The organism is Asanoa hainanensis (genome assembly GCF_900188485.1).
GTDB lineage: Bacteria > Actinomycetota > Actinomycetes > Mycobacteriales > Micromonosporaceae > Asanoa > Asanoa hainanensis.
The window spans coordinates 88,110-111,987 of sequence record NZ_FZPH01000023.1; the positions used below are offsets into that span (position 1 = coordinate 88,110).

Here is a 23,878-nt window from a genome sequence, read left to right on the forward strand (position 1 = left end):
TGGAGCGCAAGCGGTCACGATGCGGCGCCGCGGCGCATCGTTTCGAGGGCACGCGACAGGAGTCGGGACACGTGCATCTGGGAGAGCCCGACCTCGTCGGCGATCGCGGACTGCGTCCGTTCCTCGAAGAACCGCAGCCACACGATACGGCGTTCGCGGGCTGGGAGCTCCGCCAGCAACGAGCGCACCATGGTGCGGGACTCGACGTTCTCCAGCTCGGGGTCCACCGCTCCGACGCGCTCGCGCGGCGTGCCACTGGGCGGGATCGGGCCGTTCAGCGAGTCGATCGACAGGGCGGTCCGCACGTCGCCGACGGCCATGGCCTCGATCACCTCGTCCTCGCTGAGCCCGAGGTGTCGCGCCAGGTCGGCGACGCCGGGCGTGCGGCGGAGACGCTGAGCCAAGTCGCCGGCGGCGGAGCGGACCCGCATCGCATGCTCCTGAAGGCGGCGGGGTATCCGGACGTCGTAGGCCCGGTCACGGAAGTGTCGACGCAGCTCGCCGACGATGGTGGGGATCGCGTAGGCGGCGAAGGTCTCGCCCTTGCGCGCGTCGAACCGGTCGACCGCGCGGATCAGCCCGATCGCGGCGACCTGAACCAGGTCGTCCATCGGCTCGCCGCCCCCGTGGTAGCGCCGGGCCAACCGGTGGGCCAATGGCAGGTAGAGCCCGATGACCTGGTCGCGGGCGGCGTCTCGGGCGCGCGGCGTCGTCTCCGGCGCGGCCATGACGATGAGCGCGGCGAACGCGCGGCGATCGAGATCGGTGCGCTCCCCGTTCCATGGTGATGCCGGGGCTCGCTGGCGCGGAATGGTTGCGGACATGCGCCCATACAACCTCGCGGAGCCGCCCGGGAAGCGGTTCGACGCCAATCCGTGCGGCAACCGTCGTGGGCCCGATCGATTCGACCTCCGGCCCCCGCCGACCGCGCGACGCCGACGTTTCATCCGCCGCGCCCCCGGGTAGCCGCGCCTGGTCCCCACGACCACAAGCGCCACCTGACCGATGGAGGTTCCCGCATGCTCACCGTGACCGACGAAGCCGTGGCCGCGATCAACGCGCTCGCCACCGGGGAGGACGTGCCTCCGGGCGCGGCGCTGCGCATCTCCGGCGCGGAAGGAGACCTGCGCCTCTCCGTGGCGGCATCGCCCGAGAGCAGCGACACCATCTTCAACGGCTCGGGGACCCGGATCTTCATCGAGCAGCAGGCGGTGCGGGCGGTCGAGGGCAAGGTTCTCCACGCGCGGACCGATGACACCGGAGCTGTCCGGTTCACGGTCGGACCCGCCCCGTCGTGACCGCCACCATCCGCGTCGCCGAGCAGACCTACCGGGAAACTGCCGCCGGCCAGGGCTGGTTTGACCCGCACCCGAGCGGGCAGGATGCGTCCATGAGCCGGCGGATGCTGCTCGTCGAGGACGACGTCGCGGTGCAGCGCGTGCTGACCCTCGCCCTCCGCGAGGAGGGCTTCGACATCGTCGTCGCCTCGACCGGCACCGAGGCGCTCGAACATCTCGGCCGCAATCAGGTCGACGTCGTCCTGCTCGACCTGATGTTGCCCGACGTCGACGGGCTCGAGGTCTGCCGCAAGGTGCGCCAGAGCAGCGACGTGCCGTTGATCATCGTGACGGCCCGGACCGACAGCCACGACGTGGTAGCCGGGTTGGAGGCCGGGGCCGACGACTACGTCGTCAAGCCGTTCGTGGCCAAGGTGCTCGCCGCTCGCGTCCGGGCGCTGTTGCGACGGGCCGGCGCGCCCGGTGAGACCGAGCCGTCAGCCGTCACGGTCGGCCCGTTGGAGATCCGGCCCGCCGAGGCGGTGGTGCTGCGCGATGGTGCGCAGGTCGCACTGACCCGCACCGAGTTTCAGCTGTTGGTCGAGCTTGCCCGCCGGACGGGCGAGGTGGTCAGCCGGACCGACCTTCTGCAGCGGGTCTGGGGCTACGACTACCTCGGTGACGGACGCCTGGTTGACGTGCACGTACGCCGGTTGCGGGGCAAGGTCGAGCGAGACCCGGGCAACCCCCGCCATCTGCTCACCGTTCGGGGGCTCGGCTACAAGCTGGTGGCGTGAGCGCGCCCCGGGGGCGGGGGTCGCTTCCGGCGATGAACCTGCACCGCCAGGTCGCGTTGATGTTCGCCGGCGTGGCCCTCGCCGTCACCGCCGTCCTCGGTGTCAGCACCGCGCTGCTGCTATACCCGGTCATGGTGGAACAACGGGAGCGCACGACGGAACGGCAGGCCGCGATCCATGCACGGATCATCGAACAGGTCGTGCTCGCCGCGCCGGACCAGCTCGCGGACACGCTGCGCGGCCTGGACCGCCCCATCGCCTCCTATTCCCTGGTGTACGTGGACGGGCGCTGGTACACGAGCAACGTCACCGCCGATCCCCTCGACCTGCCGGCGGGCGTACGCGCAAGCGCCGTCGCGGGCCGACAGCTCGTCGTGCGGGTGTCGCTGCCGACCGGGCCGTCGCTGGTCAACGTCAGGCCGCTGCCGGCGGCCGGCGCTGGATACGTCGAGGTGTTCGGCCTGTCCGACATCACGCAAACGACACGGACGCTGATCCTCGTGCTGGTCGCGGCGGGAACGGTGACGACCGGCCTCGGCATCGCCCTGGGCCGCTGGGCGGCCACCGCGGCGCTACGGCCGGTCACGGCGCTCACGCGGGCCGCGGCGGCCGTGGCCTCGGGTGACCTGGACACGCGGGTGTCGCCGGGGCGCGCGGCCGACCTGCGGATGATCGCGGACGCGTTCAACCGGACGGTCGCCGCGCTGCGGCGGCGCGTCGAGCGGGATGCCCGTTTCGCGGCCAACGTCAGCCACGAGCTGCGGACGCCGCTGATGACGATCGTCAACGCGGTCGAGATCCTCGACGCGCGCCGAGCGACCTTGACCCCGGCCGACCGGGAGGTCGTGGGACTGCTCCGCGCGGAGGTCCGGCGGTTCCAGCGCACCGTGACCGACCTGCTAGAGATCTCTACCGCACCAGACCGGGCTTTCGTGTTCGAGCCGTTGTCGCTGGCCGAGGTGGTTCAGGTGGCGGACACCGTCGCCGGCCGGCCGGTGGTCGGCACCACCGGCACCGGCGACGGTGCGATCGTCACCGGCGACCGGACCCGGCTCGAACGGGTCGTCGTCAACCTGGTCGACAACGCGCAACGACACGGGGGCGGCGTGGTCGCCGTTACCGTCGAGCCGGGCCGCGACACCGTCCGGATCGTCGTGGACGACGCCGGTCCCGGTGTGCCGGCAAACCTTCGCGAGCAGATCTTCGAACGGTTCGGACGGGCGTCGGGTGGCTCGGCGGGAACGGGCCTGGGTCTGGCGCTGGTCGCCGAGGAGGTACGCCGCCACGCCGGCCGCGTCTGGGTGGAGGACCGGCCGAAGGGCGGCGCACGCTTCGTGGTCGAGCTGCCGACCGACCCGGGTGCCGCACACGCGCTTCCCCAGGCCTGAAAGTCAGTCCACACCGACGACACCACGTGTCTCGGAGAAATGGCACGCGTCCGGGTGGGGTCGCGACCGCCATTCCAGCGACGGCACCTCGGTCGCGCACAGATCCTGTGCCTTCCAGCAACGGGTGCGAAACCGGCAGCCCGACGGCGGGTCGATCGGGCTCGGCACGTCGCCGCGCAGGACGATGCGGTTCCGCTGCCCGCGCAGGGCCGGGTCTGGCTCGGGCGCGGCGGACAGCAGTGCCTGCGTATACGGGTGGCACGGGTGGTCGTACACCTCGGCCTCCGAGCCCGTCTCCACGACTTTGCCGAGGTACATCACCGCGACCCGCTCGCAGATGTGCCGCACGACCGACAGGTCGTGCGCGATGAACAGGTACGCGAGGCCGAACTCCGCCTGCAGCTTGCCGAGCAGGTTCACGACCTGCGCCTGCACCGACACGTCCAGGGCGCTGACGGGCTCGTCGCAGATGATGACGTCGGGCCGGAGCGCGAGCGACCGCGCGATCGAGATCCGCTGGCGCTGGCCGCCGGAGAACTGGTGCGGATAGCGGTTGGCATGGTCGGGATCGAGCCCGACGACCTCGAGCAGCTCACCCACCCGGGCCCGCACCCGCTGTCGGGGCAGCACGTCGCGATGGATCCGGAACGGCTCGGCGACCAGGTCGCCGACCGTCATACGCGGGTCCAGGGACGAGTACGGGTCCTGGAAGATGAGTTGCACGCGGCGCCGGTACTGGCGCAGCGCCCGGCGCGACATCCGTCGCACGTCCTCCCCCGCGAACCTGATCTCGCCGTCGGTCGGCTCCTCGAGACGCATCAGCACCCGCGCCAGGGTCGACTTGCCGCAGCCGGACTCGCCCACGAGACCGAGAGTCTCGCCCCGCCGCAGCGCGAGATCCACGCCGTCGACGGCCCGCACCTCGCCGTATCTCTTGCGGAAGACGACTCCCCGGGTCAGCGGGTAGTGCTTGACGAGACCTTCGGTCTCCAACAGCGGCGGCTCAGGCGCGGCCATCGAGAACCTCCTCGAAGAAGTGGCAGGCGCTGCCCCGGCCGTCGCCGACCGGGTAGAGCGGCGGTTCGTCGTGGCGACACAATGGGCGCTCGTAGCCGCAGCGGGGGTGGAAGGGACATCCCGCCGGGATCCGGGCGAGGTTGGGCGGCGCACCACCGATCGCGTCCAACCGGTCCCTGCGCCGTGCTACCCGGGGCACCGAGGCGAGCAGTCCCTCGGTGTAGGGATGGGCCGGCGCCTGGTAGATCTCGTGGGCGGCGGCGGTCTCGACGACCCGCCCGGCGTACATGACCGCGATCCGGTCGGCGACCTCCGCCACCACGCCGAGATCGTGCGTGATCAGGACGAGCGCCATGCCGTTCTCCTCCTGTAGCTCCGCGAGCAGCTCGAGAATCTGCGCCTGGACCGTGACGTCCAGAGCGGTCGTCGGCTCGTCGGCGATGAGCAGGTCGGGATCGAGAGCCAGCGCCATCGCTATCATCGCTCGCTGTCGCATCCCGCCGGAGAACTCGTGCGGGTAGTCGGTGACCCGTTCGACCGCACCCGGAATCCGTACCCGGTCGAGCAGCTCGACCGCCCGGCGCCGACCGTCCGCTCGGGACAACCCGCGACGGATCCGGAGCATCTCGGCGATCTGCCAGCCCACCGTGAAAGTGGGGTTCAGTGCGGTGAGCGCGTCCTGGAACACCATCGAGAGGCGTTCGCCACGTAACCGGCGACGGTGGTCCTCCGGCATCGCCAGCAAGTCCTCGCCCGCGAACAAGATCCGGCCGCGGGTCACGTGGGCCGGCGGGGTGTCGAGGATCCCCATCACCGCCTGCGCGCTGACGCTCTTGCCCGATCCCGACTCGCCGAGAACGGCGAAGGTCTCGCCCCGGCGCACGTTGTAGCTGACGCCGTTGACGGCCTTGACCACACCGTCGCGGGTCCGGAACTCGACGTGCAGATCCTCTATCTCGAGCAACGGACGGCCCGGGCCGACCGGCGTCTCGGATGCCACCTCGATGTCCACGGTCACCTCACCGGAGTTTCGGGTCGAGGGCATCGCGCAGCGCGTCGCCCATGAGGATGAAGCTGAGCACCGTCAGGCTGAGGAACAGCCCGGGGAACAGCAGCAAATGGGGTGCCTCACTGATCCGGTACTGCGCGTCCGAGATCATCAGGCCCCAGGAGATCGCGGGAAGCTGCAGGCCGACGCCGAGGAACGACAGCGTCGCCTCCACCGCGATGACGATCCCGACGTAGATGGTGGCGTACACCATGACCGGCGCGACGGCGTTGGGCAACACGTGTGTGGCCAGGATGCGCGCGTCGGAGGCGCCCAGTGCCTTGGCCGCACTGACGTGGTCGGCGTTGACCACGGACAGCACCGACGACCGCATCAGGCGGGTCATCGTGGTCCAACCCAGCGCGACGAGAACGAGGCCGACCTCGAGCACTCCGCGGGTACCGACCACCGAGAGCAGCACGATGGCGCCGAGGATGAACGGCAGACCGAAGACGACATCGGTCAAGCGGGAGATCACCGTGTCGACCGGACCGCGGAAATAGCCGGCCAGCGAGCCCAGCACGACGGCGATCACCACAGTGGACCCGGTGGCGAGGACACCGATGGCGATGGACACCCGGGCTCCGTGCACGACGCGTGCGTAGTAGTCACAGCCGAGCAGGTCGTAGCCGAAGGGGTGCCCGCCTCCCGGGGGCGCCAGCGAGCGCGACAGGTCGCAGGCCCGCGGGTCGACGCTGCTGAACAGTCCGGGGAAGGCGGCCATGGCGACGAAGACCAGCACCACGAAGCCGGCGACCAGGAACAGGGGGTCGTGGCGAAGCTCGCGCCAGGCGTCGGCCCACAGCCCGGCCCGCCGGCCGGACAGTTCGACGGCCTCACCGCCCGCCGCCGCGTCGACCCTCTCCTCGCCACCCCGCGCGCCGATCCCCTCGGACCCGGCACGGAACTTCTTCGCCTCACTCATAGCGGATCCTCGGGTCGAGAAGGCCGTAGAGCAGGTCGACGGCCAGGTTTGCCAGGACGAAGACGAGCACGAGCGCGGTCACGATGCCGACGACGACCGGCCCTTCCTGGGCGCGCACCGAAAGGAACACCTGTTGCCCGATGCCCGGAATGTTGAAGATGCCCTCGGTGACGATGGCACCGCCCATCAGCGCGCCGAGGTCCACGCCGAGGAAGGTCACGACCGGGATGAGCGAGTTGCGCAGCGCGTGGATGCCCACAACGCGGCGGCGCGTCGCACCTTTCGCGGTGGCCGTGCGGACATAGTCGGCCCGCAGGTTCTCCACCAGGGAGGTTCGGGTCAACCGCGCGACGTAGGCGAGTGAGAGCGCGCCGAGCACGAACCCGGGCAGCAGATAGCTGCGCCAACCCTCGGTGAGACCGGCGATCGGAAACCAGCCGAGCTTGACCCCGACGGCGAGCTGGAGGGTGAAGCCGAGCACGAACGTCGGGACGCTGACGATCGCCGTCGTTGTCACCAGGACCAGACTGTCCATGAACGATTTTCGGCGGACTGCGGCCAGGACGCCGGCGAGGATGCCGAGCAGCATCTCGAACGCCAGCGCGACCAGAGCCAGTTTGATCGTGATTGGGAACCGGTCGGCCATGATGTCCGCGACCTCACGGCCGTTGAAGTCCTCCCCGAAGTCACCGCGGACCAGCCCGCCCATGTATTTGCCGTACTGGACGAGCAGCGGGTCGTCGAGGTTGTAGCGGTCGCGCAGCGCCAGGTAAGTGCCCTCGGCCATCGGACGGTCACCGGCCATCGCCCGGATCGGGTCACCGGGTATGGCGAAGACCATCGCGAACACGAGGAACGTCGTGCCGATCAGCACCGGCACGGTCTGCAGCAACCGGCGCAGGGTGTATCGCAACAAGGGCTGGCCCCTCTCCGGGTGCGGGGCGGGCGCCCGCCGTACGCCCGACCCCTGGGTCCCTGGGACTACTTACTGGTTGACCGTCACCTCGGCCAGCCGGATGCGGGTGAAGGCGTCGATCGCGACGTTGGACACGCCGTTCGAGTGCGCGCCTTGCACCTTGCCGAACCACATCGGTACGTTCGGCAGGTCGGCCAGGACGAGATCCTCGGCCTGCTGGTAGAGCTCGATGCCGGCCTCGACCGTCTCCGCGGCGTTGCCCCGCGCCAGCAACTGGTCAACCTGCTCGTTGGAGTAACCGAAGTTGTTGCTGGAACCGGTCGTCGAGTAGATCGGCTGCAGGTAGTTCTGCGGGCTCGGATAGTCCATCACCCAACCGAGCCGGAACGGCCCGGTGACCTTCTCCTGGTCGAGCAGCTCGAGGTACTCGGCGAACTCCAGTGACTTGAACGAGATCGACGAGATGCCCAGGTTGCTCCGGAGCTGGTTCGACACCGCCTCCATCCACTTCTCGTGTCCGGACCCGCTGTTGAACCACAGCACCAGCGAGCCCCGCCAGCCGCCGGCTTCCGTCAGCAGTTGACGCGCCTCCTCCGGCCGGTAGGTGCACCACTGGCCGCACGCGTTGTCGCGCGATCCGGCGACGACCGGGGAGACGAGCGATCCGGCCGGCGTGTAGGCGCCGTTGAAGATCGCGTCGATGATGGCCTGCCGGTCGATGGCCATCGAGATGGCCCGGCGCACCCGGACGTCGGCGAAGCGCTCGTCGTAGAGCGGGAACCCGACGTAGGTGAAGTTGGAGCTGGCCCGCTCGATGAGCCGGTCGCCGAACTGGGCCCGCGCGTCACCGAGGCGTTCCGGCGGCAGCGAGTCCATGATGTCGAGGTTTCCGCCCAGCAGGTCGTTGTAGCCCGTGTTCACGTTCGAGTAGATGCGGAACGTGATCGCGTCGGCCTTCGCCGCGGTGCCCGCGTAGTTGTCGTACCGCTGGACCCTGATCTGCTGGTTGTGCTGCCATGAACCGTCCATCTGGAACGGTCCGGTCCCGATCGGCCGCTCTTCGAACGCGTCCGGATCGCCGGTGTACGCCTCTGGGAGGGGGTAGAACGCCGTGTAGCCCAGGGTTACGGGGAACTGGCTGAATGCGTCCTTCAGCGTGACCCGCAAGGTCCACTCGTCGACGACCTCGATGCCACTCATCTCGGTGGCCGCCGGCTTCGTCCCGGCCGGGGCGTCGGTCGGCACCTGCAGGTCGTCGTATCCGGCGATGTTCTCGAAGAAGTACGCGTTGCCGTAGGCGTTGGGCCCGTAGGCACCGGCGTTCCATCCGCGCGCGTACGCGGCGGCGTTTGCCGGCTCACCGTTGTGGAACGTCCAACCCTCCTTCAGCTTGATCGTCCACACCCGCTGGTCGTCGGACTCGACCGAACTGGCCGTGCCCGCGCCGATCCGCACCTCGTTGGTTCCCACGTCGTAGTCGACCAGCGAGGTGAACAGCGCACCCAGCACCTCCGCACCGCACGTCTCGTTGGTGTTCTGCGGGACGAGGTGCTCCGGCTCGCACACGTACACGGAGAACTCACCGCCGGTGCCACCGCCCGGCGCGGCTCCGTCATCGTCGTCGCCTCCACAACCGGCCAGGACGAGTGACACCGCCGCGATCCCCGCGACGACTCTCAGACTGCGCATCGCGAAACTCCGCTCCTCGGGTACCTTCGCCGCCGGAACGACGGCGTTGACCACGCACTGCCGCACGGCTGCCCCGAACGCGGGGCTTTCGACCACCGTCCGGGGTTCCGTCGATGCTTTGTCCGGCGCCCGTAACGTGTTCGCAAGGTCCGTCGCCGGTTCGTCGGGTGATCTCCGACAAGGTGTTCGTTGGCCAGGCGTTTCCCACTCCCGACGGCCGGGTAGCCGCCATCGGCGTACGGGAGGGAGAGTCATGCGTCGGACGGCGGACCGTTACCGGCTGTGCGAGCCGATCGGGCGGGGAGGCATCGGCGAGGTCTGGCGGGCCGACGACCTGGTGCTGAGCCGGCCGGTCGCCGTCAAGGTGCTGTCGGTCGCGCCGACCGACGAGCGGACCCGGGCACGCGCCCGGGCCGAGGCCTGGTCGGCAGCGCGGCTGAGCCACCCCAACATCGCCAACGTGTACGACTACGGCGAAGACGGCGGCCCGCACGGTGACCTGCCGTACCTGGTGATGGAGCTGGTCGACGGGACGACGCTGGCTGAGCGCCTCCGGTCGGGCCCGATGGCCTGGCGGGACGCCGCCACGATCTGCGCCTCCGCGGCTTCCGCCCTCGCCCACGCCCACGATCGCGGCCTCGTGCACCGCGACGTGAAGCCAGCCAACATCATGCTGAGTACCTCCGGCGTCAAGGTCGTCGACTTCGGCGTCGCGCTGGCCCGTGGCCAGAACGTCAGCGACACCCAGGGTGTCGTATACGGCACTCCGGCCTACCTGGCTCCAGAGCAGCTGACCGGCGGGTCGGCCGAGCCGGCTGGTGACGTGTACGGCCTGGGCCTGCTGCTGTACGAGTGCCTCGTCGGCTCGCGACCGTGGCGGGCGGCCACCGCACCCGAGATGATCGCCACGCGCCACGCCGATCCCTCGCCCGCACTGCCGCCGATTTCGGGCTTACCGCCAGCGGTGGCCCACCTGTACAGCCGCTGTGTGGCGGCCGATCCGGAAAGCCGTCCCTCCGCCGCCCGCGTGGCGGCGGAACTGCGGTCCGCCCGCCACGTGCCCGACGGCGAAACGACCCGGCTGCCGCTGCCGCTGCGCCTGCTGCCCGGGCTTCCGCCGGCCGGCGTCATCGCCCGCCGATCCGCCGTGGTCGCGTTCCTCCCCCTGATCGTGCTCGCCGCCGTCCTCATGGCCAATCTGCCCGACCCCGGCCGGCCGGACCCCGTCGCGGCAGGACCCGCCGGCGAGGCGGCCGGGTGCGCCGCCGAGTACACCGCCCGGCTCCGCACCGGCGGTACGTTCGCTGCCCGCCTCACCGTGCGGAACAGCGGGTCGGCGGCGTGGCCCACCTGGTCGGTCACATTCCTGTTGCCGCCCGGCCAGACCCTGTCCGCCGCCTCCGACGCGCGCTGGCGGCAGGACGCCCGCACGGCAGTCGTCGAAGCGGACGGGCGGCTGGCGGCTGGCGCGGTCGCGGCACTGCGGCTCGAGGGCCTGTTCCGGTCCGGGTCGCACGGGACGCCCACCGATTTCCGGGTGGGCGACCTGCGGTGCGAGCCGACGATCACGCAGGTACGTGACCAGGCCGCGCCAACCGACCCGGCTGCCGGAGCAACCGGTGCGGACACCGCGCACGTGCCGCCGAACGCGGACCGGCCGGACGCCTCGCCAACCGGGGACGAGGAGGCGCCAGGCGAGGGTGAAGCCGAGCCTAGCCGCTCGCCGACCGCCGAGCCGCGATCGCCCTCGGCAACGCCGACGCCGACCCCGGGCCCGACCTCGTCGGCCGAGCCGACACCGTCCGCCAGTGCGGAGCCGACGGCCGCCCCGTCCGCCACCGAGTTGCCCTCCTCCGGGCCGCCCGCTCCTTCGGGCGCGCCGCCGTCGCCGGCCCCGGAGCCAGCGGGCCGGCCCGGCGATTGATCGACAACGAGAGGTAGACAGCAATGCTCACCGCAACGGCCGTATTCGGTGCCAAGGCAATGACCTTCCCTGCCGCGGCGGGGAAGGTCATTGCCCGGGTGCGGGCGACCATGTCCCACGGGCGCCGCGTTTGGCTTGGTACAGCCCTTGGTCCGCTTTGTGCAACAGACGATCCAACTCGTGCTGCTGGCGGTCCGAGAGGGCGACGCCGACGCTGGCCGTGATGCTCAGTCGCATCCCGTCGATGGTGAACGGGGGCACGAGGGCGCGGATCATCTGCTTCGCCAGCGCACCGACCGCGTCGACGTCGCTCGGCCCGGCGACGAGCGCGACGAACTCGTCGCCGCCGATCCGGCCGAGCAGCTGTCCCGACGAGTTCACGACCGCCTTGAGCCGGGTCGCGACAGCGGTCAGCAACTGGTCGCCGACGCGATGTCCATAGTGGTCATTCACTTGCTTGAACCCGTCGAGGTCGGCGAAGCAGATCCCGACTCGCACATCGCCGTCCTGGCGGGCCACGTCCGCCATCCACTCTTGCAGGAAGGCCCGGTTGGCCAACGAGGTCAGCGGATCGTGCCTGGCCTGCTGACGAAGGCGGTCCCGGAGCCTGTGCTGCTCGGTGATGTCCACTCCGACCGCCAGGACGAACGGCGAACCGTCGATGATCCGCGAGAGGACCAGCATGGTCCAACGCCCGTCGCCGGCGACGTCACGCACCTTCGTCTCCACCTGGTAGGAGTCGGGCGGAGCAGGCCCCCGTACGCCGAGCTGGGCGACGATGCCGCCGAGGTCGTGGTCTCGATGGACGGGTTGGAAAAGGTCGGCGAGCGCGCGGCCGGCCGCCTGCTCAGGCGCCAGCGCGACCGTGGCGGCAAACGCCGGGTTGGCCTCGACGAGCAGGCCGTCCTGGTCGACTACTGCGATCCCGACCCCGGCGTGTTGGAACGCTGCCTTGAAGCGCGGCAGCACATGCTCCTGCGCGCGGGCGGTGCTGCCTTTCCGCCGCCAGCGAAAGATGGAGGTCGCCACGCACATGGCGGCTACCCGCTGGCGCCGGCGCCAAACCGCGTTCGGGGATGGTCATGTGGCCAACGGGGCGTTTTCGACCCCGATGTGCCGTCGCGGCCGGATAGCCGGCAGACCTCCCGTGACGCCGCGCCGCGGTGGCGTGGTCGCGACGTGGACGACACGCCGCCGCTCAGCGAGCGTCCATGGCGACGCCGGCGTCGTGCGACTCCGTGGCCAACGATCGGGCCCGGATGGCCACCATCACCACCCAGACGGCGATCAGTGTCGCGAGCAGCCGCTGCAACAACCCGGAGACGGAGCCTTGCGTGCCCTGTGCGAGCAGCAGACTCACTGATCCGGTGGCCAGCAGGGCGGACCACGGCGTAAGCGTCCGCCACCCCCGGCTTCGCCCGAAGTTGAACGAAAGGACGACCATCGCCGCCACGACGCAGACGAACGACACCGCGGCGGCCAGCAGGTGCACGACGCCGCCGGCCGTCAACCGGTCCCAGTCCACCGTGCTCTCCACCGGGTCGGTGCGGACAACGGCACCGACCAGCAGGCCTACGCCGTTGATGCCCAGCAGAACGGTGCTCGCCCGGTTTCCGCGCGTGGCTGGCAGCACGACCCGAAGGGCCGCCGCGAGGCTCAGCATTCCGAGCCCGGCGACCACGAAGGCGATGGTCTGGACGAAGCCGTACGGACCCAGTACGAGTTCACTGATGGTGTCCGCGGTGACGCTGTGCTCCGACGCGAAGGGCAGCAGCCATGCGCTGCCCATCAGCAGGACCTGACCGACGATGGTGGCCAGGAGCGCCGTGGACACATCGATACGTTGACGGTTCACCTGCGTCCTCCATGTGTCGCCGTGCTGAGCCGTTGCGATCCGAATCCGGCGGCTACCCCTGGCGCCGGCCCGTCAAACATCGCGGTGAGGCGCGTGGCAGGTGTGCCCTGTGTGCCCCGCGCTGAGCTCGGGAACTTCGCGTCGAAGGCCGGCCGCTCCATGCCGAACTCCTCCACCGACGTGGTCGTCGCCCGCGGCTTCGACGACCCGGCACGGCCCGCGGAGGAAGGCGTCGCGAACGTTTGTGTTCGACCGATGCGGTAAACCGACAGCGTGGCTCCCGCCTGGCTGACCGTGCTGGCCTGGGCAGCGCTGGCGCTCGGCGGCGCCTGCGCCGTCTGGGCCTATCACAGGTGGGGTCGCCCAATGTCAGCACGCTGGCAGAGCCGCCATGGTGATCCACCGCCCAAGCCACGATGGGCGACCACCTCGGTCGGCGTGCTGCACTGCGGAGCCGGCTGCACGCTCGGCGACATCATCGCCGAGACCGCCATCTTCCTCGCCGGCGTCACCATCGCCGGCCGGGCGCTGTGGGCGGAGTACGCCGGCGATTACGTCCTGGCGCTCGCGCTCGGAATTCTGTTCCAGTATTTCGCCATCGCGCCGATGCGCGGGCTGTCGTTCCGCAAGGGAATCACCACCGCGGCGAAGGCGGACGTCGCCTCGTTGACCGCCTTCGAGGTCGGCCTGTTCGGATGGATGGCGCTGATGGTGTTCGTTTTCTTCCCGAGCGCGCCCCTGCATCCCGACTCCGCCGCCTTCTGGTTCCTCATGCAGATCGGCATGGCGGCCGGCTTCCTGACCTCGTACCCGGTGAACGCCTGGCTGATCCGCCGCGGCATCAAAGAGGCGATGTAGGGCGCGGTCGGACCAACTACCGCACCCGCCACGCCACCGCCACGACCCACGCCGCGATCGGCGTGACCAACAGGCGCTGCAGCAGGCCGGAGAACGAGGCTTTCCGCGACGCGATCGCATCGCGACACGGCGCCGAGGTCATTTACGCCGGCAACGGCGTACCAGCGGATCACGCACCTGCGCTCACGTCCGCTGAGCGAGGCGGTGCTCCAGCCGACCCGACCGTGGAGTCGCGGATGATCCCACCGGCGGCCGACCCGCTGCCTCTTTCGCCGCCGTCCGGCGTTTCGGCCGCGGCCCGAGTCGTGCTCTCCCCGGCGCCCGTTCGTATCGGCTGTACGTCTCCGCTCCCGATCGCTGGCGTCGGCCACGCCCATTCTGCGCTGTCGCGCCACCCGACCAATCTCGACGGCCCAGTACACCACCACCGACCCTGCGCCTCGCCGACCAGCGGTGTAGCAGGCGGTCGTTGCGGGTAGCCGTGCGGTATAGCCCATCTACCGCGCAGAAGGAGGGCAGAGGCATGACGGACCGGACAGGCACACTCGTTCGGCTCAGCGACAGCCAACAGACCGTAGCCGACCCCGCAGAAGACGTACGCGGCCGCACCGTTCGCGACCACGACGGCGAGGACATCGGGAAAGTGGAGGATCTCCTGATCGATCCCGAGGCACGGAAGGTGCGGTTCCTCCGCGTCGAGCACGGCGGGATCCTGGGTTTCGGCGCCACCCCGTCGTTCGTACCCGTCGACGCGGTGGCGAGGGTCACCGACGACGAAGTGCACCTGGTGCGTGCCGGCAAGGAGATCGCCGGGGCGCCGGCCTACGAGCCGGACCTCGTCGACCAACGACCATATTTCCAAAGCCTCTACGGCTACTACGGCTATATGCCCTACTGGAGCCCTGGCTACATGTACCCGGGCTTCCCGACACCTGTCGCTTTCGAGCCGCCGCCGGTCGAACCCGAGGCCGGGCCTGATGACCGACGAGGCTAGAGGCACGGACCGCGCCGTCCAACTGCCGCAGCCACGGCAATCATGGGCCTGACCATCAGGTCGCCTGAAGCGCCACCTCCATTTAGGCGAGTGGAGACCTGCTGCAAACCGCACCGGCCAGCAGTCGTCGCCGGCCGGATCACCGAGACCCAGGCTGCCTGGCCGGCAACGCGCAGCAGCATCCACAGACGTTTGGGCTCAGCCAACATTAGGGCGATGAGGTCGACGAGGTCGCGGCCGGCGGCGACTCGCCGCGGCGCGACGATCGCATGGCCGCCCAGAGAATCGCCAGCAACGCCCCACTGAGCGCGAACAGCGCGCCTGGGGCTGCGAGCCAGCGCAAGACGTAGGACTCCCGTGGCCGGCGTTCGCCGCCTGGTAGGTGTCCCCTCCCAGCAGGTCGACGCCGTTGACCCGCAGCGCGAGCAGCGCGGCCCGGTCGAGGTGCACGGCGGTGGCGGCGCCGGTCAGAGTCAGGCGCCAGGCGGATCCGGTCTCGGCCGGCTGGAACCGGCGGCCGGCGCCCGCGCAGCGTGGCGACCAGGCGGGACACGGTCCGAGCGTGACGGCGGCGGAATGACTTCAGGTCTTTCCACCGGTCAGGGCTGAGATCGAGCCGTCCCCTCCTGCGGCGTGGACTCGACCCGGATCGGATGGCGGCTGGCCTCGCGCGTGGCGCTGACGCCAATGCTGTGTCCGCATGCGCCACACAGCACCCTGGCATCAGAGGTCGGAATGAATGCACCTGCCGTCTCGCACATCGGGCAGCCCGGTGTGGAAGGGTGAGCCGCCACGGTCAGCGGCTGTCCAGCGCGCTCGCCGGCAAGCGCCTCGTCCTCGATCGCGGATGCGGCTATGGTGAGGTCCAGTTCAGCTGAACGCACGGCGTCCGCGGCGGCGGCGATGCCAGCCTGCGCGGAGCCGTCTCTCCGACCTAACCGGGCGTACGACTCGCGAATCGCACCGATCCGCTTGACAAGCGCGTCGAGATCCCATGCCGCAGCCTGGACGTCCGCCGCGAGCATGGCGAGAGCCACAATCCCGGCATCGTTCGAATCGGACGAGCTGGCACCGGCCGGCCGCACCGTGGTCCCTTCGTCGTGCTCAGACATCGCCTGGAGCCTGCCACACATCGGAACCCATAGCATCCAGATCGACCGATGACTGACAGCGCTTGTTGGACAGGCTGGCCACGATTAGTGTCGGGTCATGGGGGAAGTTACCGCAATCAATCTCATTGATCTTCGCCTTGCCGGAAAAGCGCGCACCACGGGTGCATACCTGCTGGACTCACCGGACGGACCCACGCTGGTCGACTGCGGGGCAAGCTCGACTCTCGACGCGTTACGTCGAGGGCTGCACGCGAACGATGTGACGGTTGCCGAGCTCCGGCACATCGTGGTGACCCATATTCACCTGGACCACGCCGGTGCGGCAGGCACGCTGGTCCGTGAAAACCCGGCGCTCCAGGTCCACGTGTCCGAGGTCGGCAGGTTCCACCTCGCCTACCCGGTCGCGCTCGAGTTCAGCGCCCGCGGCGTATACGGTGACCGGTTCGATGAGTTCTGGGGACCCCTGGTCGGCGTCCCGGAATCCAACCTGCACGCCGTCGGCGAGAAGGTGTGCGGGTTGAAGGTGGTCCCTACGCCGGGCCACGCGGTGCACCACGTGAGCTACCTGGCGCCGGACGGCACCTTGTTCGCCGGAGACGCCGGCGGCATCCGGATCGCTCCCGGCAAACACATCACGCCGCCGACCCCGCCGCCAGACTTCGACCTCGACGCATGGCTGCACAGCATCGACGCGATGCAGGCGCTGCGCCCGACGCGGCTTGCTCTGTCGCACTTCGGTTTTGCCGACGATCCTGACGAGCACCTGACGCGGCTGCGCGCAAAGATCACCCACTGGCACGAGGTCGTCGCGGGCGGCACCTCGGAGGACGAGTTCGCCGCGTTCGTGCGCGACGAGGTAGCGGCAGGCGGCGAGCAGGCCGACTATCACGAGACGCTGCCCGCCGAGCAGCTCTACCGCGGCATCAAGATGTATGTGGAACGGACGCGGACGCGCTAGCCGGATCAGTCGGTTCCGCTACGACCGGTTTCGCGCCTGTAGCGTCCGAGTCGACGCTTTTGCTCGCGAGCTCCGCGCCGGTCTCGGCCGGCGCCTGTGCGCTCCTGAAGCTCCGAATTTCCGGCACCGAGATGACCACGAGGGTCGATCCGATGATCCATACAACGGAGAACCAGAAGACGCTGTCAGCACCCACGAGAGCTGCCGCGGGCCCAGCCAACGCCGCGCCCAATGGCAGCAGCGACGAGGACAGCATCCAGTCGATGGCGGCGATCCGCGACAACGACTGCTGCGGGACGTTCATCTGCACGGTGGTCTCGAACAGCGTGTTGAAGAACGCCAGTCCCAGGCCTCCCGCAAATGCGCCCACGGCGATGGCGATGGTCGGTGTCGACAAGGCGAGCAACGCGTTGGGAAGCGCCAGGAGCGTCAGCGGTATTACGGCGGCGACCAACGGCCGGGTCGGTTGAACGCGAAGCAGAGCGATTCCACCCAGGACGGAGCCGATACCGAACGCCGTGAGGATCGTCGCCCATGCGGTCGCACCACCGAGCTCGTTGTTGGCGATGACCGGACCGAGCGTCAGGAACGGGGCCAGCACGGCGAAGCTGCCCAACGCGGAGTAGACGCCGTCGACCCACAGCCATCGGCGTGAGGTGAACTCGCTCCAACCCTCTTTTAGGTCTGCGACAAAGCTCGCCGACGTCGCGGCAGCCTTTTTCAGCACGGGAAGACGTGCGATGAATGCCGCGCTGACGAGGAACGTCGCCGCGTCGAGCGCGAACGCCCAGCCTACTCCGACCGCGGCAATGATGATCGCGGCGACGATCGGGCCGAGGATGGTGAAGGAGCTCGACGTCAGGGAGATGAGGGCGTTGGCCTGTTGCATTCGTGCTTTGGACACGGTCTGCGGGATGATGCCGGTGGATGTCGGCCGGAAGAAGGCATCGCCGATACCGTAGGCGAAGGCCAGCGCGGCGAGATGCCAGATCTGGGCTGTGCCGGTGATCAGCAGCACGGCGATCAGCGCCTGGGTGACCAGTCGCACCAGGTCGGAGCTGATCAGGACGAGCCGGCGGGGCAGCCGGTCGGCCACGACACCGCCGACCAGCAGCATGCCTACCAAGGCCAGGTAGCGGCTCGCCAACACCAGACCGAGCGCGGTCGCGGAGTTGTCAGTCTCGAGGACCGCGAATGCGAGTGCGACCGGCACCATCCCATCGCCGAACAAGGAGAACGCGCGCGCCGCGTAGAGGTTGCGGAAGTCGCGTTCGCGCAACGCGCCGAGGTACTTGTCCATGTGTCGCTCACATCTCCGTGGTGGACTGGGATTCGTGTAGCAGTGTGTCGGTCGGGCGTTGGTCGACTGCCACGAGTCGAAGCTCCGATGTGTATCGTTTGCCATCAGCGTCCGTGAGCCAGAGCTGCTCTGCCGTCGGTAGCATCTCGGTGAGCTTTACCCGACCGACGGATTCCGCCTTTCGCACGGCCCGCATCGATTTGATGAACAGGTTCAGATAGACAGGGCTGTCGAAGTCTACGAAGAACGGTTTGATCTCCAGCGGCGAGGTGACGAACACGCAGCGCGACAGCCGGTGGGCGTCGCGCCATGCGCGCACCTCTAGGAAGCGGCGTGCTTCGGAGCGATGATCGACGAAGTCCAGGTCTGGCGCGCTGAACCACCAGGTTTCCCGGTTGACCACGAGGCGGTCGATCGTGACGCGCGGCAGGTGGTCGCCCGAGGGGAACATCTCGAACGCGTCGATGACCAGGTCGAGCAGGAGCTCCGAGAAACACTCGAGAACGTCGAACGTCTCGCCGTCGGGCGCTCGTACGGTCAGCCGTTCGCCGTCGTCATGTACGGGCAAGTCGGAGCTGAGCAGGACACGAGGGCGGATCGGGTCGACCGTGTGGTGGTACAGAGCAACCAGGAAGTCCTTGGGTCGGATCAGCGCGGGATGGGTGCGTACCGTCAGTCGGGCGGAGTTGTCTTTCGGCAGTACGGGCAGCAGTCGTGGCCGTGGGTGGTCACGGTCAAGACATGCGAACAGTTGCTCTGGGTCAGGATGTTGGCTGACGAAGCAGTGGTGTCGGTAGGAGACGATGGCCAGGTGGAGCTCTGCCAGGACCACCTGGAACTGGCCGCGCCTGATGGCCTCGACGTCGTCCGCGGCGATCATGAGGTCCGGGCTGATCGCACGCGCGCCGTGCCATCCCGAGTGGGGTGCGCCGAACTGCGCGTCGACCGCCTGCTCGATATCCGCCTGGGTGTACGCGACGTGTGCGACGTCGGCCGGCAGGTGGAGCACCTGGGCCCAGCGGCGCTGCAGGTCCTCGACGACGGTGTCGACGAGATCTCGACCTGGGCCGTGGATCAGGGACATGCATTCGAACCACAGCGTGCCGAGGTCGACTGGTCGACGAATGCGCGCGCCCGCCTCCAGGCGCAAGGTCTTGATCCGCTGGTCGAGTTGACCTCCGACGGTGTGGGTCAACCACGCGGCACTCTTGAAGATCATTTCGAGGGGAGCGAGTGCGTCGACGAGGTCCCGGCCGAGTGACACGTCGAGCGCGCGGCGCGCGTCGTGATACACCAGGGTGCGTCCACCATAGGTCTTGCCCGCGTTGCGGGTTGGAGTTCCCCGAACGACATCGGTGAAGGTCTCGTCGAGGTGCTCCAGCGCGGCCAGCAGACGCTCGGGATCCTCGTACGCCTCCTTGACCGATTCGCGCGCCTTCTCCAGCCGGTCCAGCATGGACAGCGACTGATCACGCAGCGCTGTCGAGCCGATCTGCTCGAGCCGGCGGCGTAAAGCCACCTCAGGGCGGGGATCTGCGGGCAGCTCAAGCTCCCAGACGATCCATCGCCGCCGCCGCAGGTCTTCGAGCAGGGAGTAGACCTCGTCGAGCGACGCTGCGGCACCGGCCGTGACCAGGTCGGCGGCGAGCGTGACAGCTGGCAGGATTCCGTTGCAGCGTCGCAGGATCTGGGCCACGGTCGGGCTGACTGCCTTTCGCGGGCGTCCAGCCGGAAGGACTGCGGCGTCATCTACACCGAGGTAGGACAGACGCCGTGGCGCCAGCCATGGCGCCATTCCCGGGGTCTTTCCGATCACTTCGGCGAGCTGGTCGATGGCCCAGCTCTCGAAGAAGATCTCGTGGCTCTCGAGGAACTCGCGGCGCGGCTGGAAGCGGGTGCCGGCCGATCGGTCGATCCGGACCCAGCCAACTGGCCCGAAGAAGCCGATCGAGTCGTTCTTCAGGCAGTAGCGCTGCCAATAGCCGGCTATAAGGTCTTCCCGCTGGCGGTGCCGGCTGTTACGACGAACGGGTCCGGCCGGCGTGCCGGCCATCGGCATGGCGCCGTACTGCAACGCCTGGTGATTCTGCCACGCCAGGGCGTGCTGGAACCTGCTGTCCTTCGCGATGCGGCGTAGCTGTGGTTGCAACGCTTCCAGCGCCGCCGCGTATCGCGACTCGAACGCCGCGAAGCTCTCTGCGGACGCATCTCCGCTGGACCGCAGGGTGTCGGCCTCGGCCGCCAGGTCGGAGGCCGCGAGACGCAGGCCCGCATTGGCTGGAAAGCCCGCGGAACGGAGAACCACGTGCTCCCAGAGCATCCACCGACCACTGCCGAACGGCACGTGAGTCTCGGTCTCCTGACTCAAGCGGCACCGTCCCCGGTCACTGCGCCGCCGGAGCCCTCCTCCGCAAGCTCGAGCAGTGCCTCGCCGAGTTCCCCAGCGGTGGGTCCGCTGAAGAAGTAGGCGAGCGGGATATGGATGCCGGTTCGCTTCTGTAGGTCTTGGATGACCTGGACGGCAAGGATGGAGTCGCCGCCGGCGTCGAAGAAGTCGTCGTTGAGCCCGACGCGCGGATTGTCGAGAGTCGCCTGAATCCGGTCGAGAACCAGCGCGGGCGCGCTGGCCTCGTCAAGTGGAGGGCGGCCGTCGTCTGCCGGTGCTGGTGCGTTCGAACCGTTTCCCGTGGTCATGCGGCGCCCTCCTTCGTCTCGGCGAGCACGGCGGCCAGCGCGTCATCGACGATGGCGGCGATCTCGTCGCCGTCCTCCGCGGTGGTGACCAGCGGCGGGACGATCCAGGCACCGACCGCACCCGAGCTGACAAGCAGGCCGCGGTCCTCGCAGGCACGGCGGAAAGCCTCACGTCGCGGGACCGGCCACGACTGACCGCCGGACTCGCTGAGGGGAAACGAGAGCATCAGGCCGGCGCCCGCCACCCGGGACTCACCGAGCCGCTTCTCCTGGATGGCCCCCAGCTGTTCGCTGAGGTGCGCCCCGATGGTGCGGACGTGGGCGAGGATTCCGTCACGCTCGAAGATGTCCAGCACGGCCAGGCCCGCGGCAGCGGCAACCGGATGGCCGTCGGTGGCCGAGCCGGCGGGCAGGAACCGAGGCGGGTTCGGCCGGGCGGCCTTCTCATAGATCTCACCGGTGACCAAGAGCGCGGCGATAGGCACGTAGCCCGAGGTCAGGTTCTTGCCGAGCACCAACATGTCGGGCCGGATGCCCAGGTCGACGCACCGAGACATCGCGCCGATGCGCCCGAAGCCGGTGGTGACCTCGTCGGCTATGAAGTGGATGCCGTGCTGCCGGCACAGCCGAGCCAGCTCGCGGAGGTCGTCGGCGTCGGGAATCACACCCATGACACCCATTTGTGGCTCGAGGATGACACACGTGACCCGCTCCGCGGACAGTTCCTCGATCTTCGCGCGGACGTTGTCGGTCCAGGATCCAGCGGCGGGCACGAGGTGAACATCGGGCAGCAGCGGACCGCAGAAGTCGAAACCGGCCGCCATACCGCTGATCGCGTTGCCGCCGGGCCCGAGGCCGTGGTAGCTGCCCGCGAAGGACAGCACCGCGGTGCGGGACGGGTTGCCTTCCAACACCCGCATGAATCGGCTCATCATCACGGCCGTCTCGGTCATCTGCGAGCCGGTGTTGCCGAGCCGAAGGTAGTCGAGGCCCCCGCCGACCGCGTCGACGAGCGCGCGTGCGTAGCGCACGGTCACCTGCGCCGGGCGGTCGTACGAGAGCAGCGTGGCGGTGGGCAACTCGTCAAGCTGTCGCGCGATGGCATCCTTGACCCCTTGGGCGCTGTAGCCGAGGCCCATGTTCCAGCAGCCCGATCGGCCGTCGATGAACCACCGACCGCCCGCGTCGCGCACGCGGATCCCCTGGCCCTCGACGAAGAACTTCTCCGTGCGCACCGTGTGTTCGAGGAACAGCTCCATCGGAGTCGAGCCGTGCCACAGCGGGTAGTTCTCGGGCCGACCGGGCGGCTCGGAGAAGGGGGATGGTGTCGACTGTTCCACGCCAACTCCTCTAGATCGGGTTTCCGACACGATCGATTCGAGGTCACGCGAGTCCTAAAGGGCCACGTCTCACGCAGCAGCTGGCCACCCCCGCGTCAACCTCTCGAACCTAAGCAATGCCCTGTACACCGTCAAGACCTGTATGTCGCCATTCATCGCGCACAGATGAATTTCGGGCCGCTTGACGATGCCGAAGACCGACACCTATGCTTTCATTGATCATCTTTGATCGCACGCATTGGCGTATCTAGATCATCTGTTCGGGGGATAAAGACGCAGGACGGACGACGAGGTCGCACGCCGTCACACCATTCCAGCGATGGCGCGCACCCGTTGACACGGGGAGGTGGCGTCATGAGATGCACGGTACGCACGGCCAACACAGTTGTCCGAAGTTGCCGCAATTCCGCTTACCTCGACGCGATGTGTCCGACTAGCGGGGAAGTGACCGGATGACCGGCGAAAGCCGGACGGCAACCAGCCACAACGTCGGCGCGGGTCAAGACTCTGGACGGGTATCCGATCCGAAGACGCGACCGATGTCCGCCGCTCAGCGGCAGATCTGGTTCGTCGACCAACTCGCCCCAGGCCTGACCGCGTACAACACCGCTCGGGCGTTTCGGCTGGTCGGAGCCTTGGACACGAAATCGCTGGAAGCCGCCGTCGCGGATGTCGTCGAACGCCACGAGATCCTGCGGACCGTGTTCCGTGAGGTCGGCGGTGAGCCCGTTCCGCTCGTGCTACCGCCCGGCGGCCAGCGGCTCACCACCTGCGAGGTCGACACCCCATCGGTCGTCGACCGCGAACAACACGCGCTGAACATCGTGACGGACCATGTCCGCCAGCCCTTCGACCTGGCTGCGGGTCCGCTGATCCGTTTCGTGCTTATACGTCTCGACGCCGAGACACATATATTGGCGTTCGTCGTTCACCACATCTGCACAGACGGCTGGTCCATGCGCTTCATCGTCAAAGACCTCGCCGATCGCTACAACGCCCACCTAAACGGGCACAAGTCACAGATCGAACCACCCGAGGTCCAATTCGCCGACTTCGCCGACTGGCAGCGCGAAAAACGCGGCGACAATGAGCGCGACCTCGAATTCTGGCGTGACTACCTTGCCGACCTACAGACGCTCGAGCTGACAACCGACCGTCGACGGCCAAGCGCGCCGACCTACCGCAGCAGCCTCATTTCCGGCTCCCTTTCGCCAGAGTTGACCGCGGCCCTGCACCTCCTCGCCGAACGCTCCGGCGCATCGATGTTGATGATCCTTACGACCGCGTTCGCGGCCGTCCTGGCCCGGCACACCCGCCAGTCCGAGATCGTCCTGGGCACCGCCGCCGCCGGACGGCCGGGGCCCGAGTTCATGGACGTCATCGGGCCATTCATCAACATGCTCGTGCTCCGCAACGACGTCTCCGGCGACCCGACGTTCACTGAATTGCTGGACCGCACGAAAGCCCTGCTTCTTCAAGTGTGGCGCCGCCGACATGTTCCCTTCGAGATGGTTGTCGCGGCGACCCGGACGGAACGTGACGCCTCGCGCAACCCGCTGTTCCAGGTCGGGATCCAGTTGCTGGAACGTACGCCCGAGCCGCAGTTCCACGGCGTCGAAACCACCTGGCTCGGCATCGACGCCGGCAGCCATCCCCTCGATCTGTCGATTAGCGCCTACGAGACCGCCGACGGTTTGCAGTTTCGGGTGGAGTTCGCGACGGATCTGTTCGACCGTTCCAGGGTCCACCGCCTGATGTCGCATCTGGAGCTGGTGCTGCGGGCCGC

21 protein-coding genes are annotated in these 23,878 nt (G+C 68.8%); 8 read left to right on the forward strand and 13 right to left on the reverse strand.

The features are described from left to right. Positions 1-14 precede the first annotated feature (14 nt). Positions 15-824, reverse strand: a complete 810-nt coding sequence (locus tag CHC05_RS36530) for a SigB/SigF/SigG family RNA polymerase sigma factor (RefSeq protein WP_179266539.1) — start codon at positions 822-824, stop codon at positions 15-17. 195 nt (positions 825-1,019) lie between these two features. On the opposite strand from CHC05_RS36530, the gene CHC05_RS36535 reads away from it, so the two are divergent. The 3 genes from CHC05_RS36535 (at position 1,020) to CHC05_RS36545 (ending at position 3,462) form a co-directional block, all read left to right on the forward strand. Continuing rightward, positions 1,020-1,298, forward strand: a complete 279-nt coding sequence (locus tag CHC05_RS36535) for a hypothetical protein (RefSeq protein ID WP_089255214.1) — start codon at positions 1,020-1,022, stop codon at positions 1,296-1,298. 104 nt (positions 1,299-1,402) lie between these two features. Then, positions 1,403-2,074: a response regulator gene (locus CHC05_RS36540; protein ID WP_281257794.1), complete on the forward strand. Its 672-nt coding sequence runs from the start codon at positions 1,403-1,405 to the stop codon at positions 2,072-2,074. Beyond that, positions 2,071-3,462 (forward strand): sensor histidine kinase, encoded by a 1,392-nt coding sequence (locus CHC05_RS36545; RefSeq protein WP_144022933.1) that lies wholly within the window; start codon positions 2,071-2,073, stop codon positions 3,460-3,462. Before CHC05_RS36540 ends, CHC05_RS36545 begins: the two co-directional genes overlap by 4 nt. A gap of 3 nt (positions 3,463-3,465) precedes the next feature. On the opposite strand, the gene CHC05_RS36550 is transcribed toward CHC05_RS36545, so the two are convergent. From CHC05_RS36550 to CHC05_RS36570, 5 genes are all read right to left on the reverse strand, one after another. Then, the gene (locus CHC05_RS36550) at positions 3,466-4,479 is read right to left on the reverse strand and encodes an ABC transporter ATP-binding protein (RefSeq protein ID WP_089255216.1); all 1,014 of its coding nucleotides are present in this window, start codon (positions 4,477-4,479) and stop codon (positions 3,466-3,468) included. Next, positions 4,466-5,524 (reverse strand): ABC transporter ATP-binding protein, encoded by a 1,059-nt coding sequence (locus CHC05_RS36555; protein ID WP_089255217.1) that lies wholly within the window; start codon positions 5,522-5,524, stop codon positions 4,466-4,468. Before CHC05_RS36555 ends, CHC05_RS36550 begins: the two co-directional genes overlap by 14 nt. Then, a complete protein-coding gene (locus CHC05_RS36560) occupies positions 5,499-6,452 on the reverse strand; it encodes an ABC transporter permease (protein WP_089255218.1) in 954 nt (317 codons plus the stop codon). The genes CHC05_RS36555 and CHC05_RS36560 overlap by 26 nt, the downstream gene beginning before the upstream one ends. Continuing rightward, positions 6,445-7,368, reverse strand: a complete 924-nt coding sequence (locus CHC05_RS36565) for an ABC transporter permease (RefSeq protein ID WP_089255219.1) — start codon at positions 7,366-7,368, stop codon at positions 6,445-6,447. The genes CHC05_RS36560 and CHC05_RS36565 overlap by 8 nt, the downstream gene beginning before the upstream one ends. Positions 7,369-7,437: 69 nt before the next feature. Beyond that, positions 7,438-9,057: a peptide ABC transporter substrate-binding protein gene (locus tag CHC05_RS36570; RefSeq protein ID WP_089255242.1), complete on the reverse strand. Its 1,620-nt coding sequence runs from the start codon at positions 9,055-9,057 to the stop codon at positions 7,438-7,440. Between the two features lie 253 nt (positions 9,058-9,310). On the opposite strand from CHC05_RS36570, the gene CHC05_RS36575 reads away from it, so the two are divergent. Beyond that, the gene (locus CHC05_RS36575) at positions 9,311-10,981 is read left to right on the forward strand and encodes a protein kinase domain-containing protein (protein ID WP_089255220.1); all 1,671 of its coding nucleotides are present in this window, start codon (positions 9,311-9,313) and stop codon (positions 10,979-10,981) included. Positions 10,982-11,068: 87 nt separating this feature from the next. Here the strand turns inward: CHC05_RS36575 and CHC05_RS36580 are convergent, their stop codons facing one another. Beyond that, positions 11,069-12,010, reverse strand: a complete 942-nt coding sequence (locus tag CHC05_RS36580) for a sensor domain-containing diguanylate cyclase (RefSeq protein WP_179266540.1) — start codon at positions 12,008-12,010, stop codon at positions 11,069-11,071. A 169-nt stretch (positions 12,011-12,179) separates the two neighbouring features. Continuing rightward, complete coding sequence (locus CHC05_RS36585; protein ID WP_089255222.1) at positions 12,180-12,815, reverse strand: DUF998 domain-containing protein; 636 nt, start codon at positions 12,813-12,815, stop codon at positions 12,180-12,182. Positions 12,816-13,109: 294 nt separating this feature from the next. Here CHC05_RS36585 and CHC05_RS36590 point away from each other — a divergent pair, with 294 nt between their 5' ends. Beyond that, complete coding sequence (locus tag CHC05_RS36590) at positions 13,110-13,694, forward strand: DUF4396 domain-containing protein (RefSeq protein ID WP_089255223.1); 585 nt, start codon at positions 13,110-13,112, stop codon at positions 13,692-13,694. A gap of 523 nt (positions 13,695-14,217) precedes the next feature. After that, positions 14,218-14,688: a PRC-barrel domain-containing protein gene (locus tag CHC05_RS36595; protein ID WP_089255224.1), complete on the forward strand. Its 471-nt coding sequence runs from the start codon at positions 14,218-14,220 to the stop codon at positions 14,686-14,688. Between the two features lie 599 nt (positions 14,689-15,287). Here the strand turns inward: CHC05_RS36595 and CHC05_RS36600 are convergent. Continuing rightward, positions 15,288-15,800: a hypothetical protein gene (locus tag CHC05_RS36600; RefSeq protein WP_144022935.1), complete on the reverse strand. Its 513-nt coding sequence runs from the start codon at positions 15,798-15,800 to the stop codon at positions 15,288-15,290. A gap of 97 nt (positions 15,801-15,897) precedes the next feature. On the opposite strand from CHC05_RS36600, the gene CHC05_RS36605 reads away from it, so the two are divergent. Further along, positions 15,898-16,758, forward strand: a complete 861-nt coding sequence (locus CHC05_RS36605) for an MBL fold metallo-hydrolase (protein ID WP_089255226.1) — start codon at positions 15,898-15,900, stop codon at positions 16,756-16,758. On the opposite strand, the gene CHC05_RS36610 is transcribed toward CHC05_RS36605, so the two are convergent. The 4 genes from CHC05_RS36610 to CHC05_RS36625 are packed head-to-tail and all read right to left on the reverse strand — an operon-like array spanning position 16,724 to position 22,092. Then, the gene (locus CHC05_RS36610) at positions 16,724-18,058 is read right to left on the reverse strand and encodes an MFS transporter (RefSeq protein WP_179266541.1); all 1,335 of its coding nucleotides are present in this window, start codon (positions 18,056-18,058) and stop codon (positions 16,724-16,726) included. The two genes, CHC05_RS36605 and CHC05_RS36610, sit on opposite strands and share 35 nt — an antisense overlap. A gap of 7 nt (positions 18,059-18,065) precedes the next feature. Continuing rightward, positions 18,066-20,426, reverse strand: a complete 2,361-nt coding sequence (locus CHC05_RS36615) for a lantibiotic dehydratase (protein WP_144022936.1) — start codon at positions 20,424-20,426, stop codon at positions 18,066-18,068. Beyond that, positions 20,423-20,752, reverse strand: coding sequence for a phosphopantetheine-binding protein (locus CHC05_RS36620; RefSeq protein ID WP_089255229.1), 330 nt, complete (start codon positions 20,750-20,752; stop codon positions 20,423-20,425). Before CHC05_RS36620 ends, CHC05_RS36615 begins: the two co-directional genes overlap by 4 nt. After that, positions 20,749-22,092: an aminotransferase class III-fold pyridoxal phosphate-dependent enzyme gene (locus tag CHC05_RS36625; protein ID WP_089255230.1), complete on the reverse strand. Its 1,344-nt coding sequence runs from the start codon at positions 22,090-22,092 to the stop codon at positions 20,749-20,751. Before CHC05_RS36625 ends, CHC05_RS36620 begins: the two co-directional genes overlap by 4 nt. A gap of 452 nt (positions 22,093-22,544) precedes the next feature. Between CHC05_RS36625 and CHC05_RS36630 the strand changes: the two genes are divergently transcribed. Next, the coding region (locus CHC05_RS36630; RefSeq protein ID WP_245871400.1) for a condensation domain-containing protein at positions 22,545-23,878 on the forward strand (1,334 nt) is incomplete at its 3' end.

Coding starts and splice junctions, on each gene's coding strand:
- CHC05_RS36595 (WP_089255224.1), top strand. CDS start 14,218: ATGACGGACCGGACAGGCACACTCGTTCGGCTCAGCGACAGCCAACAG.
- CHC05_RS36600 (WP_144022935.1), bottom strand. CDS start 15,800: ATGTCTGAGCACGACGAAGGGACCACGGTGCGGCCGGCCGGTGCCAGC.
- CHC05_RS36610 (WP_179266541.1), bottom strand. CDS start 18,058: ATGGACAAGTACCTCGGCGCGTTGCGCGAACGCGACTTCCGCAACCTC.
- CHC05_RS36540 (WP_281257794.1), top strand. CDS start 1,403: ATGCTGCTCGTCGAGGACGACGTCGCGGTGCAGCGCGTGCTGACCCTC.
- CHC05_RS36560 (WP_089255218.1), bottom strand. CDS start 6,452: ATGAGTGAGGCGAAGAAGTTCCGTGCCGGGTCCGAGGGGATCGGCGCG.
- CHC05_RS36535 (WP_089255214.1), top strand. CDS start 1,020: ATGCTCACCGTGACCGACGAAGCCGTGGCCGCGATCAACGCGCTCGCC.
- CHC05_RS36605 (WP_089255226.1), top strand. CDS start 15,898: ATGGGGGAAGTTACCGCAATCAATCTCATTGATCTTCGCCTTGCCGGA.
- CHC05_RS36530 (WP_179266539.1), bottom strand. CDS start 824: ATGTCCGCAACCATTCCGCGCCAGCGAGCCCCGGCATCACCATGGAAC.
- CHC05_RS36570 (WP_089255242.1), bottom strand. CDS start 9,057: ATGCGCAGTCTGAGAGTCGTCGCGGGGATCGCGGCGGTGTCACTCGTC.
- CHC05_RS36620 (WP_089255229.1), bottom strand. CDS start 20,752: ATGACCACGGGAAACGGTTCGAACGCACCAGCACCGGCAGACGACGGC.
- CHC05_RS36550 (WP_089255216.1), bottom strand. CDS start 4,479: ATGGCCGCGCCTGAGCCGCCGCTGTTGGAGACCGAAGGTCTCGTCAAG.
- CHC05_RS36555 (WP_089255217.1), bottom strand. CDS start 5,524: ATGCCCTCGACCCGAAACTCCGGTGAGGTGACCGTGGACATCGAGGTG.
- CHC05_RS36575 (WP_089255220.1), top strand. CDS start 9,311: ATGCGTCGGACGGCGGACCGTTACCGGCTGTGCGAGCCGATCGGGCGG.